Below are 12,036 nucleotides of genomic sequence, written 5' to 3'. Positions count from 1 at the left end.
GACAACATGGTAGATACAACTACAACGCAAAAGAAACTCACCCCAGGGGATATCCGCGGCGTGTTTTTGCGGTCGAACCTGTTCCAGGGGTCGTGGAACTTCGAGCGTATGCAGGCGCTAGGCTTCTGTTTCTCAATGGTGCCGGTGATCCGCCGCCTCTATCCGGAAAACAATGAGGCGCGCCGCCAGGCGATTAAGCGTCATCTGGAGTTCTTTAACACCCATCCCTACGTGGCAGCGCCGGTGCTGGGCGTGACCATGGCGATGGAGGAGCAGCGCGCCAACGGCGCCCCGATCGACGACGCCGCCATCAACGGCATTAAAGTGGGCCTGATGGGGCCGCTGGCTGGCGTCGGCGACCCCATTTTCTGGGGCACCGTACGCCCGGTATTCGCCGCCCTCGGCGCAGGTATCGCCATGAGCGGCAGCCTGCTGGGTCCGCTGCTGTTCTTCGTGCTGTTCAATCTGGCGCGTCTGCTGACCCGCTATTACGGCGTGGCGTACGGCTACCGCAAAGGGATCGATATCGTCAGCGATATGGGCGGCGGCTTCCTGCAGAAGCTCACGGAGGGGGCGTCAATTCTTGGCCTGTTTGTGATGGGCGCGCTGGTGAACAAGTGGACGCACGTGAATATTCCGCTGGTCGTATCGCGCATTACCGACCAGACCGGGAAAACCACCGTCACCACGGTTCAGACCATTCTCGATCAGCTGATGCCGGGCATCGTGCCGCTGCTGCTGACCTTCGCCTGTATGTGGCTGCTGCGTCGCAAGGTCAACGCGCTTTGGATTATCGTTGGCTTCTTTGTTATCGGGATTTTCGGCTACTGGGTCGGCCTGCTTGGCCTGTAGTTCTCTCGCCGGGCGCGCTGCGCCCGGCCTCTTCCCCGCTTTTCTGCCGCATCGCCACAGGAGAAAGTGATGTCACTAACGGACGGCCTCATCGCGCTCTGTATCGCCGCGCTGCTGCTTTTTTCTCTCTATAACGACTTTATTCTGCCGCGCCGCAACGGCCCGACGCGCTTAAGCGTGGCGCTGCGGCGCAGGCACAAAATCGACAGCCTGATATTTATCGGGCTGCTGGCGATTTTACTCTGGAATAATGTGACGCATCAGGGGCCGCAGCTCACCACCACCTTGCTGATGGTGCTCTGCTTTCTCGCTTTCTGGCTCTTCTGGCTGCGCCGCCCAACCCTGCTGATGAAGCGCGATGGGCTGTTCTATGGCGGCGTCTGGATCGCCTATGAACGCATTCAGAGCATCAATCTCTCCGAAGACGGCATCCTGGTGATGCAGCTGGAGCAGCGTCGCCTGCTGATCGCCGTGCAGCAGCTCGACGATCTTGAGCGCATCTATCATACGCTGGTGGAGGCGCGCTAATTGCGCCGCCATAGCGTCAGGCGGAAGTCAGCATCGCATTCGAAGGTTTTCGACGCCTGCAGTTCCCCCCACACCGACGGCTTCGCGCGCCAGGCGAAAGGCGTCATCTGCAGCAGCGTCGCCGCCGCATCGCCGCTCAGCTGCATCGCGTAGCGCAGCGACTGCTGACTCTCTTCGCTAAAGCCGCTGTAGCACTTCTCTTCCGGCGCATGAAGCTGCACCTCGCGATAGATCAGCGCCTTGAACTGCTGCAGATGGTGCGCCCCTGGGGTAACGGTCAGCAGCACGCCGCCTGGCTTCACGACGCGCGTCAGCTCCGCTTCGTTACAGGGCGCGTAGATGCGCACCACGCCGTCCAGCGATGCGTCAGCAAAGGGCAGACGCTGGCTTGAGGCGACGCAAAACTGCACGTCAGGATAACGTTTTGCCGCCAGGCGAATGGCGTTTTTAGCGATATCCAGGCCGTAAACCTCTGCGCCCAGCGCGCTGAGCGCCGACGTGTAATAGCCTTCGCCGCAGCCGATATCAAGCAGCGCGCCCGCGTCGCGTAGCTTTTCGCGCAGCAGCGTCACCACGCCGTCGCGCAGCGGCTGATAGTAGCCCGCCTGCAGAAACTCGCGCCGCGCCTGCATCATCTCTGCGCTGTCGCCAGGCTCGCGCGAGCCTTTATGCTGAACGGGCAGCAAATTGAGGTAGCCCTCTTTCGCCTGATCGAACTGGTGACGGTTTTCACAGCGCCAGCTGCGGTTTTCAGGCTGCAAAGGATGATGACAGAGGGGGCAAATCAGCAACATACGAACTCCATTAACAAGAGCGCCGCAGTGTACTCCGTTCGCGGTTGTATCGAAAGCGCAAAGAAAAAGCCCCGGTCAGATGACCAGGGCTTTACAGGATTCGTTTTCAGTGGTGCATGGCACCGAGCTGGCACGAAATCAGATAGCGGTTACGTTGACTGCAGCCGGGCCTTTCTGGCCGTCCTGAATTTCGAACTCAACGCTTTGGCCTTCAGCCAGGGTTTTGAAACCGTTGCCCTGGATAGCGGAGAAGTGTACGAACACATCTTTGCTACCGTCAGCAGGAGTAATAAAACCAAAACCTTTAGACTCGTTGAACCACTTAACCTGACCTTTGATCTTTGCCATTTTGCAAATTCCTTAGAGTGTTTATTTTGCCCGGAGGCAGACCTACAGAGAAACCAGAGACGTTACTGAATGAGGCACTAATAAGGTTCGGCAAGGAAGCGGTATTCAACGTCAACGTTTTTACTCGTAACTTCTTTACTGAAGATGCCATACATAAACAGAACTGTACCTCGTTTGACCCAAGAATTGTTATCACATATCCGCAAATTAATGGCAAGGCATTTTTAATCGACCGTGGATGTGCTGCACAAAATTTGCAAAGCCGTCGCGCACTTTGTTCATTTTGGTACATAACCTGACCACGCCCAGGCCGAAAAGCGCTATCCAGCAACCAGCGGATGATACGAATAACGCTAGCGGATAACCGCGCATTTGTCCAACCTTGTTCACCGTAACGGATTAATTTACGGATAGATTATTGCAGTATTATGGCATTCGCTTTTGTTAAGCGACACCCTACAACTAAAATGCGGCACCCTTTTCTCTTAAGCGATCGCAGGCTCTGATTTCTCTCTGGCACAGTTAATAAATACTTTTGCACCAAAATCAGGAAAATAAAAACCCGTACTGCCCCAATAAAAAGCAGAGCAATGCTTATTTCTTATTACCATTTATTCTTTGATCCTGAATAAATGTTCTCTCAAAACCTAATACCCGCCTGAGGATAAGCACCGCGCTTTAGGAATTTTCCTGGTTAATATTTTCCAGGCTGCGGCTCTCTCCTATTCTCCACGGCGCAAAGCGGCCATTATCTTCTCCGCTGCGCTGAATGGCGCACACTAATTCAGCCGGCGGCTCATCCAGTGATTCGTCAGCCAGCTCGAATACGCCCCAGTGAATAGGCAGGGCTAACGGTTTACCCGTTAGCCGCCATAATGAGACCGCGTGAGCGGGCTCCATATGGCTGCTGCGCATGAACCATTTCGGTGCATAGGCGCCGACCGGCAGCGCGACCAGATTAAATGGACCAAGCCGCCGGGGGATCTCCGCCAGGTTATCGGAAAACCCGCTATCGCCGGAAAACCAGAAATTAAGCGTCTTGCTTTTTACTACCCAGCCGCACCATAGCGAACGGTTGCGATCCCAGGGCGTGCGCATGCTCCAGTGACGCGCCGGTACGGCGGTCAGGGTCAGCCCCGCCTCCTGCTGGCTCTGCCACCAGTCGAGCTGGCGCACATGACGCGCGCCGCGTCGCGTGAACCAGCCTTCCAGCCCCAGCGGCACCAGAAAAGTGACGTCAGGGAAACGGCGGAGAATGCGCCTGACGGTGGCGGAATCGAGATGGTCATAGTGATTGTGGGAGATCAGCACATAGTCGAGGCGCGGCAGATCCTTAATGCGCAGCGGCGGCGGGGTTTTGCGTTCTGGCCCGGCAAAGGGCAGCGGCGAGGCGCGCGTCGAGAGCGCCGGATCGATCAGCAGATAGCGCTGGTTAAGGCGCAGCAGCATCGCCGCATGGCCTAACCACCAGACGCGATCGTCCACGCCGGCAAGATCGGCGGGCTGCCACCAGCGCGCCCTGAACTGCTCATAGCCCGCCTGCGGCGGGAGCGGCAGCCCCGCCGCTTTGCGCGCTTTACGCCAGCGCCTGAGATCGCCAGGCTGGCTCAGATCCGGCTCCAGGTTGCGAAAGCCTTCAGGGGTATGATGCGCTTTGCTGGCGTCATACCAGGGGTTTTGCCAGGCCATGTCGCTCCTTGCCGGGGTAAAAAAGGTTAGCGTTCCGGGATCATGCGGATAAATTCGCGCGTCGCTTCCGGCTCCTGCTTCTCCTGCTCGCCGCTCTGGCTCTCAACCAGCCGGCGCAGCAGCGCGTTCTGTTTTTTCTGCTCTTCCAGCAGCTGGCTCAGCAGCAGGATCTGTTCGCTGGCGCGCACGCTGGCCCGGTTAACGAAAAACCAGGCGATAAACGCCACAATGATAATCACCGCCACTACGCCATAGCTAAACAGCGGATCGGAGGTTGCGGCTAATTCGTTCATAACTGCCTCAAAAACGGAAAATATTGATGGCGTCGATTCTACCTGCTGGGCGCCCGGCTGACCAGGCTATGCGCCTGAATGCAGAATTCCCTGACCCGTCGCTTTCGGCAATCTCCGATCGCTTCGGCAGACAAAGCGAGGCAAGCTGTTAATATTACGGGCGGCAGCACACGGTGGACAGCTGCGTTATGTATCACAAGGAGAACAAATGAAACTCTTTATTCGGGCGATCGTTCTGCTCGCCGTTATCTGGGTCGCCATGCTGTTTACCGGCTATGGCGTGCTGACCGGCAGCGCTAAAAACGCCGCGGGTCTGGGCCTGCAGTGCAGCTACCTTACCGCGCGCGGTGTGATTACCGCCCAGTATCTGCATACTGACAGCGGCGTTATCGGGGTGAGCGACTGCCCGCTGCTGAAGAAGAGCGGAGAAGTGATCGACAATTAAGGGTCAGGCGGAGAATCGTTCCGCGCGGAGTCTTACAGGAGAGCAAGCGGGCGTCTGCCCGCTTTTTTTATCAGAAGCCGTAGTGGTGATAGCCCATCTCAGCGGAGAGCGTGCGCGCCGCGCGATGCAGCATGGCGACATAGTCGCTTTTCGCCTCTTCCGAGAAGCGGATAGTGGGGAATGAGATGCTCAGACCGGCGATAACCACGCCAAAGCGGTCGAAAACCGGCACGGCGATACAGCGCAGCCCCTCTTCCTGCTCCTCGTTATCCTCGCCGAAGCCCTGCGCTTTCACCTGATCCAGCACCTCGAGCAGCGCTTCGCGCGTGACGATGGTATTGGCGGTGCTACGCTTGAATTCAACCTCTTTAAGGATCTCATTCACCTCTGCCCGGTCGCGCCACGCCAGCAGCACTTTGCCAATCGCCGTGGTGTGCAGCGGGTTGCGCCGTCCAATGCGCGAATACATCCGCAGGTTATAGAGCGAGTCGATTTTATGGATGTAGACGATGCTGTCCTCTTCCAGCGCCCCGAGGTGGATCGTCTCTTTAGTCAGACGCGAGAGCTCACGCATTTGCACGTCTGCGCTGCGGATGAGATCGACGTTCTGCAACGCCTTCGCCCCCAGCTCAAACAACTTCAGCGTCAGGGAGTATTTTTCGCTCTCGCCTTCCTGCGTGACATAGCCAAGCGCCTTCATGGTCTGCAGAAAGCGGTAAACGGTGCTCTTCGACATCATCACGCGCTGCGCCAGCTCGGTAATGCCGTGATCGCGCTCTTCGCCCAGCGCCTGCAGGATGCCAAACACCTTCATTACGGAAGAGACGGCGTCGGGTTGTTTATCGTTTTCACTGGTGGCCATCACGAACCCTTTTTTGAAATTGTTTTAATAAAATCGGAACAGATGACCAATATAGCGCGTCGCTGCGCGCTGCACCATTGCCTGTCACCGCGCGACATACTTTACCCGCGTTTTTTGCGCTAAAGACGGTGCGTTTCAGCAGCGGATTCATTAGCATGTTGATATTCACCCACTTTACTTTTCTCTCTATGTCCCCGATAAATTCTCAGGATGGGCTGCCCGTTCCGCAGCGCTACGGCGCAATTTTTACCATTGCGCTGGGCATTATGATGGCGGTGCTGGACGGTACTATCGCCAACGTGGCGCTGCCGACCATTGCGCGCGAGCTGCACGCCAGTCCGGCGCAGTCGGTCTGGATCGTCAACGGCTACCAAATCGCTATCGTCGCCTCGCTGCTGTCGCTCGCGTTTCTCGGCGATATGCTTGGCTATCGCCGGGTCTATCAGGTCGGGCTCGGCCTGTTTGTCCTCACCTCGGTTTTCTGCGCCCTCTCATCATCGCTCCCGATGCTGACGCTGGCGCGCGTGCTGCAAGGGTTTGGCGGCGCGGCGCTGATGAGCGTCAACACTGCGCTGATCCGCATTATCTATCCGCAGCGTTATCTGGGACGGGGGATGGCGATCAACTCCCTGGTGGTGGCGGCCTCAAGCGCCGCCGGGCCAACGGTGGCGGCGGCGATCCTGTCGTTCGCCAGCTGGAAGTGGCTGTTTCTGATTAATGTGCCGCTGGGGGTGATTTCGCTCTGGCTGGCGCTGCGCTTCCTGCCGGAGAACAGCCAGAAAGCGAAGGCGCAAAAGTTCGACGTGCCGAGTGCGCTTATGAACGCGCTGTTTTTCGGTTTGCTGATCTATACGCTGACCGGGTTTGCGCAGGGCGGCAGCCGGATGCTGGCGCTGGCTGAAGTAGCGGTGCTGGCGGTGGTCGGCTGGTTCTTTGTGCGTCGTCAGCAGCGCATGGCGGTGCCGCTGCTGCCGGTGGATCTGCTGCGTATTCCGCTGTTCAGCCTGTCGCTCTGCACCTCGATCTGCTCTTTCTGCGCACAGATGCTGGCGATGGTGTCGCTGCCCTTTTACCTGCAGAACGCGCTGGGACGCGACGAGGTTGCGACCGGCCTGCTGCTGACGCCCTGGCCGCTGGCGACCATGGTGCTGGCGCCGATTGCTGGCCGCCTGATTGAGCATATTCACGCCGGGCTGCTCGGCGGCATCGGCCTGGCGCTGTTTGCGGCGGGGCTGTTTCTGCTGGCGCTGCTGCCTGCGCAGCCGCAGGACTGGGATATTATCTGGCGTATGGCGCTGTGCGGTGCCGGGTTCGGCCTGTTCCAGTCGCCGAATAACCACACCATCATCTCTGCCGCGCCGCGCAACCGCAGCGGCGGCGCCAGCGGCATGCTGGGCACGGCGCGTCTGCTGGGCCAGAGCAGCGGCGCGGCGCTGGTGGCGCTGATGTTCACCCTGTTCGACCAGGGCGGCACGCACGCGTCGCTGATCCTCGCCGGCCTCTTCTCCAGCGTCGCCGCGCTGTTCAGCCTGTCGCGCCTGTCGCAGAAGCGCGCCACGGCGCAGTAATCGCGCCCATAAAAAAGGCGACTCCGGGGAGTCGCCTTTTCACGCCTGAACGGCTACTTGAGATACTGACCGCTGCGCAGCGCTTCGATGCGCTTATCCAGCGGCGGGTGCGACATAAACAGTTCGCTCAGCGACTTGTTTTTGCCGTTGATGCAGAACGCCATCATGCTGCTCGGCTCCTGCGGTTCGTAGCTGGTTTTCAGGCGCTGCAGCGCGGCGATCATCTTCTCGCGTCCCACCAGCTTCGCCGAACCGGCGTCAGCGTGGAATTCACGGTGGCGCGAGAACCACATGGTGATGATGCTGGCCAGAATGCCGAACACCAGCTCCAGCACCGTCGCCACGGCAAAGTAGACCAGCGGATTGCCGTTGCTGCTCTCTTCGCCGTCGCGGTTGCCGGAAAGGAAGCCCGACGCCACCTGCGCGATAATACGGGAGATAAAGATCACGAAGGTGTTCACGATGCCCTGAATCAGCGTCATGGTCACCATGTCGCCGTTGGCGATGTGGGCAATCTCGTGCGCCAGCACCGCTTCCGCTTCGTCGCGGCTCATGTTCTGCAACAGCCCGGTTGAGACAGCGACCAGCGACGCATCGCGACGCGCGCCGGTGGCGAAGGCGTTGATGTCGGGCGCATGGTAAATAGCGACCTGCGGCATCGCAATGCCCGCCTGCTGCGCCTGACGGCCCACGGTCTGCATCAGCCAGCGCTCTGTTTCATTACGCGGCTGTTCAATCACCTCACCGCCGACCGAACGCAGCGCCATCCACTTCGACATCAGCAGTGAAACAAACGCACCGCCAAAGCCAAACAGGCCTGCCATGATCATCAGGCCCTGAACACTGCTTGACTGGATCCCTGTGAGGCTGAGGATCAGCCCAAAGACCAACATCACAGCTAAGTTGGTCACCAGGAAAAGAGCAATACGCATCATAAAAGTTAATCTTCCTCAGTTGTTCATGCGCTGACTGCGCGGATCCCTATCCTAGGGTCATCGCAGCGCATTTCAAGCGACCTTAACCTTTAAGTGCCTAAAAAGACATAACTTTACATTTAGTCACGCTTTCGCCGTGCGGCCGGGTTTTCGCCCCCTCAGGACAAAAAAAAGCACCGCGAGGCGGTGCTTTTTACTCCCCTGCGCTTACTGCGCGGCGGGGGACGATGAGGTGGGCTGGGACTTATCCAGCTGCGCCAGATCGTTAGCGATTCTCACCGTCTCGTCGAGGTAAGGATCGGGCTCTTTGTAGTCCTTCGGCAGATCGTCCAGGCTCTTCAGCGGCTTTTTGCCTTCCGCCTGATAGCGCGCGTTAATCCGCTCCAGACGCAGCGCATCCTCTTCGTGGTTCTCTTTTTCGCGCTGGGCGAGATTGAGCGACACGATATTGCGCTTCTCCTTCATCGCATTAAAGCGGGCGATATCCTTCATGATGTACTGGAACTCACGATCCTCGGCGATACGCGCTTCGTGCTGCTTCGTCAGCTGCGCCACCAGCGGCTTCACGTCGCCGGTTTTGGTGTAGGTGGCAGCGTTGATGCTATCCCACGGCAGCGCGTTATCTTCGAACTTCTCGCCGGTTTCCGCCGCTTCCACGCCGGTCGGCATCAGCAGATCGGGCGTGACGCCTTTACGCTGGGTGCTGCCGCCGTTGATGCGGTAGAACTTCTGGATGGTGTACTGCACGGAGCCGAGCGCAGGCCACTCTGGACGCAACATCTGATCGTAGATGCGGTTCAGGGAGCGATACTGCTGCACGGTGCCTTTACCGAAAGTCGGTTCGCCGACAATCAGCGCGCGGCCGTAGTCCTGCATCGCCGCGGCGAAGATTTCCGACGCCGAGGCGCTGAAGCGGTCTACCAGCACTACCAGCGGGCCTTTGTAGTAGACCACGCCGTCGTTGTCGCTGTCTTCACGCACGCGGCCGTTGTTGTCGCGCACCTGCACCACCGGACCGCTGGGAATAAACAGGCCAGAGAGAGAAACTGCCTCGGTCAGCGCGCCGCCGCCGTTGGTGCGCAGGTCGATAACCACGCTGTCAACGTTCTGCTTTTGCAGTTTCTGCAGCTGCACTTTAACGTCATCGGTCAGACCAACGTAGAAGCCCGGAATATCCAGCACGCCGACTTTCTGCTTGCCGACGTTATGTACGCTCATCTTCACCGCGCGGTCTTCAAGGCGGATCTTCTCGCGCGTCAGGGTCACAGTACGGGTTTTGGTGCCCTTGCCCGCAGGCAGCACTTCAAGACGCACTTTGCTGCCTTTCGGCCCCTTGATTTTGGCCACGACATCGTCAAGACGCCAGCCGATAACATCTTCCATCGGCTTGCCCGGCTGTCCGACGCCGACAATGCGGTCGCCGACGCTGATCGATTTGCTCTTCGCCGCAGGACCACCGGCAACCATGGAGTTGATCACCGTATAGTCGTCATCCATCTGCAGCACCGCGCCGATGCCTTCCAGCGACAGGCTCATTTCAGTGTTGAACTGTTCGGTGTTGCGCGGCGACAGGTAGTTGGTGTGCGGATCGATTTCGTGCGCGAAGGCGTTCATCGCCAGCTGGAATACATCTTCGCTGTTGCTCTGCGCCAGGCGGCGAATAGCGAAGTTGTAGCGCTTGGTCAGCACATCGCGAATTTCTTTTTCATCTTTGCCAGTCAGCTTCAGGCTGAGCTGGTCATACTTCACCTTGGCGTCCCATAACGCATTCAGCTCCGCCTGATCTTTCGGCCAGGGAGCTTTCGCGCGGTCGATATCGATGGTGTCGTTGCCGGTAAAGTTCATCGGGCGTTTCAGCACCTCGAGCGCATACTGATAGCGCTCGAAACGGCGTTTCTGCGCCAGATTGTAGAGATCGTAGAACACATCCAGCTTGCCGCTGCGCAGCTCGTCGCCGAGGGTGGTTTTTTTGTCGGCGAACTGCGCGACATCCGATGCCAGCAGCACATTATGGTTGTAGTCGAGCATGTTCAGGTATCGGTCGAAAATCTTCGCCGAAAAGGCCTGATCGAGGTCGAACTGGCGGTAGTGAGAGCGGGTAAAGCGAGAGGTCACCCGTTCACTGACGGTCGGATCCTGCGGATCTTCATGAAGCTGGGGGATCTGATCGGCGCGGGTGATGTTCTCTGCGCCAAATGAAGGGCCTGCCAGTAGCAGGCCCGCAATCATACCGATTTTTAACAGGGTGTTCATGCCGGGGTCAGCCTCCGTTTCAGAACTGCAAGTGTTCTGCGCGCACAATCATTGCCATGCCGGAAGCGAGCTGTACCCGAACGCCGTCTTTTGAAACTTCAAGAACGGTAGCGTCCATCGCACTTTTGCCTGCTTTGACTTTGATATTCTGGCCAGGTTGCAAAGTTGAGGTATCGGTGATGGGTTTCGCCTGCGCTGCAGGACGCGGAGCCGGTTTACGATCCTGAGTGGCCGGACGCGGCGACTGAGGACGCGCTTTACGCGGCGCATCGCCTTCGGCTGGCTTACGGGCGGCCGGACGACGCGGACGACGGGGTTCTGCGCCCTCTTCGCCTGCTTCGCGCTTCGCGGCTTTCTGCTGCTCGCGCTGCGCCTGAACGCGCGCTTTCGCCTCTTCCAACTGCTGACGCGCATGCTGCACGTGCTGCTCGTCAAGCACGCCGCAGGCATTGCCGTCGAGATCGACGCGCGTTGCGCCCGCTTTGATGCCGTAGAGATAACGCCAGCTGGAGGTATAGAGACGCAGCGCTGAACGCAGCTGGGTCTTGCTAAGACTCATTTCGCCCTGAACGCGCTCTACCAGATCCTGAAAGATGCCGATTTTGAGCGGACGCGCCTCACCTTCGGCGCTAAAGCAGTTTGGAAAACGTTCCGCCAGAAAGGCGATCACTTCTTTACTGCTATTCAACTTAGGTTGATTTTCCATGAAATTTCCTGATTACAACGGATTTGCCGACCAGAGCAGGCATGAACAGGCGACATTATAATGACAACATCGCCAAATACCATTCGATCCAGTCGATTAGCTGCGCGTCAGCTGCAAAAATTTTTCGAGATCGCTGTCCGCCAGCACGTCGCAAAGCCCATCAGTCAGAGCAACCAGCCCTGTCTCATCCTCGCTGTCGAAGCGATTGAACACCGTGCTGTCGATATCCAGAACGCCGACCAGCGCGCCGTTTACTTTCAGAGGAATCACGATCTCGGCGTTGCTGGCGGCGTCGCAGGCGATATGGCCGGGAAAGGCGTGCACGTCATCGACGCGCTGCACTTTATCCTGCGCCATCGCCGTGCCGCATACGCCTTTACCTACCGGGATGCGCACGCAGGCGATTTTGCCCTGAAAAGGCCCCAGCACCAGGGTGTCGGCTTCCGTCAGCAGGTAAAAGCCCGCCCAGTTGACGCCCTCAAGGCGTTCATACAGCAGCGCGCTGAAATTGCCCAGCGCGGCGAGGAAGGATCTCTCGCCTGCGAGCAGCGCGCGCATATCGCGATTCAGATCATCGTAAAAGGCAGTTTTGTTCATTGTTTAACCATTAACATTAACAACAGAGCGGCTTTAATCAGCCGCCCGTTAAAATAAGCACTAAATATCCACCGCCACAAGGTGAATCATAGCGTTAGTTGCTATAACCTTAGATTTTTGTGGATCGAAACGTGGGCCCCGTGCGGGTATGCCGGAAACGTGAAAA

The 12,036-nt window shown here is 58.2% G+C and carries 13 protein-coding genes and 1 pseudogene; 4 read left to right on the top strand and 10 right to left on the bottom strand.

Annotated elements, in window-relative coordinates; all coding sequences use genetic code 11:
- The first annotated feature begins 6 nt into the window (after positions 1 to 6).
- Together MHZ97_RS14175 and MHZ97_RS14170 are read left to right on the top strand one after the other, a co-directional pair.
- Entirely contained in the window at positions 7 to 852 is an 846-nt protein-coding gene (locus MHZ97_RS14175; protein WP_103796041.1) for a PTS mannose transporter subunit IID, read from the top strand.
- Between the two features lie 69 nt (positions 853 to 921).
- Positions 922 to 1,380 (top strand): DUF986 family protein, encoded by a 459-nt coding sequence (locus MHZ97_RS14170; protein ID WP_103796042.1) that lies wholly within the window; start codon positions 922 to 924, stop codon positions 1,378 to 1,380.
- Here MHZ97_RS14170 and rlmA read toward each other — a convergent pair.
- The 5 genes and pseudogenes from rlmA to MHZ97_RS14145 all read right to left on the bottom strand — a co-directional run bounded on the left by rlmA (position 1,377) and on the right by MHZ97_RS14145 (position 4,504).
- Complete coding sequence (gene rlmA / locus MHZ97_RS14165; RefSeq protein WP_103796043.1) at positions 1,377 to 2,174, bottom strand: 23S rRNA (guanine(745)-N(1))-methyltransferase; 798 nt, start codon at positions 2,172 to 2,174, stop codon at positions 1,377 to 1,379. The two genes, MHZ97_RS14170 and rlmA, sit on opposite strands and share 4 nt — an antisense overlap.
- A 138-nt stretch (positions 2,175 to 2,312) precedes the next feature.
- A complete protein-coding gene (gene cspE, locus MHZ97_RS14160) occupies positions 2,313 to 2,522 on the bottom strand; it encodes a transcription antiterminator/RNA stability regulator CspE (protein WP_003852684.1) in 210 nt (69 codons plus the stop codon).
- A gap of 21 nt (positions 2,523 to 2,543) precedes the next feature.
- Positions 2,544 to 2,677: pseudogene (locus tag MHZ97_RS14155) on the bottom strand (DUF2627 domain-containing protein).
- 523 nt (positions 2,678 to 3,200) lie between these two features.
- Positions 3,201 to 4,211, bottom strand: coding sequence for an MBL fold metallo-hydrolase (locus MHZ97_RS14150; RefSeq protein WP_239314945.1), 1,011 nt, complete (start codon positions 4,209 to 4,211; stop codon positions 3,201 to 3,203).
- Between the two features lie 26 nt (positions 4,212 to 4,237).
- Positions 4,238 to 4,504: a YebO family protein gene (locus tag MHZ97_RS14145; RefSeq protein WP_103796045.1), complete on the bottom strand. Its 267-nt coding sequence runs from the start codon at positions 4,502 to 4,504 to the stop codon at positions 4,238 to 4,240.
- Positions 4,505 to 4,712: 208 nt separating this feature from the next.
- Here MHZ97_RS14145 and MHZ97_RS14140 point away from each other — a divergent pair, with 208 nt between their 5' ends.
- A complete protein-coding gene (locus tag MHZ97_RS14140; RefSeq protein ID WP_103796046.1) occupies positions 4,713 to 4,949 on the top strand; it encodes a YobH family protein in 237 nt (78 codons plus the stop codon).
- Between the two features lie 70 nt (positions 4,950 to 5,019).
- Here the strand turns inward: MHZ97_RS14140 and kdgR are convergent, their stop codons facing one another.
- Positions 5,020 to 5,811, bottom strand: coding sequence for a DNA-binding transcriptional regulator KdgR (kdgR, locus tag MHZ97_RS14135; protein ID WP_103796047.1), 792 nt, complete (start codon positions 5,809 to 5,811; stop codon positions 5,020 to 5,022).
- A 188-nt stretch (positions 5,812 to 5,999) separates the two neighbouring features.
- Here kdgR and MHZ97_RS14130 point away from each other — a divergent pair, with 188 nt between their 5' ends.
- The gene (locus MHZ97_RS14130; protein WP_239314970.1) at positions 6,000 to 7,379 is read left to right on the top strand and encodes an MFS transporter; all 1,380 of its coding nucleotides are present in this window, start codon (positions 6,000 to 6,002) and stop codon (positions 7,377 to 7,379) included.
- Positions 7,380 to 7,432: 53 nt separating this feature from the next.
- On the opposite strand, the gene htpX is transcribed toward MHZ97_RS14130, so the two are convergent.
- The 4 genes from htpX to MHZ97_RS14110 all read right to left on the bottom strand — a co-directional run bounded on the left by htpX (position 7,433) and on the right by MHZ97_RS14110 (position 11,870).
- Positions 7,433 to 8,314 (bottom strand): protease HtpX, encoded by an 882-nt coding sequence (gene htpX / locus MHZ97_RS14125; RefSeq protein ID WP_033746579.1) that lies wholly within the window; start codon positions 8,312 to 8,314, stop codon positions 7,433 to 7,435.
- A gap of 207 nt (positions 8,315 to 8,521) precedes the next feature.
- Positions 8,522 to 10,567 (bottom strand): carboxy terminal-processing peptidase, encoded by a 2,046-nt coding sequence (prc, locus tag MHZ97_RS14120; protein WP_239314944.1) that lies wholly within the window; start codon positions 10,565 to 10,567, stop codon positions 8,522 to 8,524.
- A 19-nt stretch (positions 10,568 to 10,586) separates the two neighbouring features.
- The gene (gene proQ / locus MHZ97_RS14115; RefSeq protein WP_103796049.1) at positions 10,587 to 11,273 is read right to left on the bottom strand and encodes an RNA chaperone ProQ; all 687 of its coding nucleotides are present in this window, start codon (positions 11,271 to 11,273) and stop codon (positions 10,587 to 10,589) included.
- Positions 11,274 to 11,369: 96 nt separating this feature from the next.
- Positions 11,370 to 11,870 (bottom strand): GAF domain-containing protein, encoded by a 501-nt coding sequence (locus tag MHZ97_RS14110; RefSeq protein ID WP_103796050.1) that lies wholly within the window; start codon positions 11,868 to 11,870, stop codon positions 11,370 to 11,372.
- Positions 11,871 to 12,036 lie beyond the last annotated feature (166 nt).

The sequence above is a fragment of the Pantoea sp. ACRSC genome (assembly GCF_022346785.1).
Taxonomy (GTDB): domain Bacteria; phylum Pseudomonadota; class Gammaproteobacteria; order Enterobacterales; family Enterobacteriaceae; genus Pantoea; species Pantoea alvi.
This window is presented reverse-complemented; position numbering and strand designations above follow the sequence as displayed.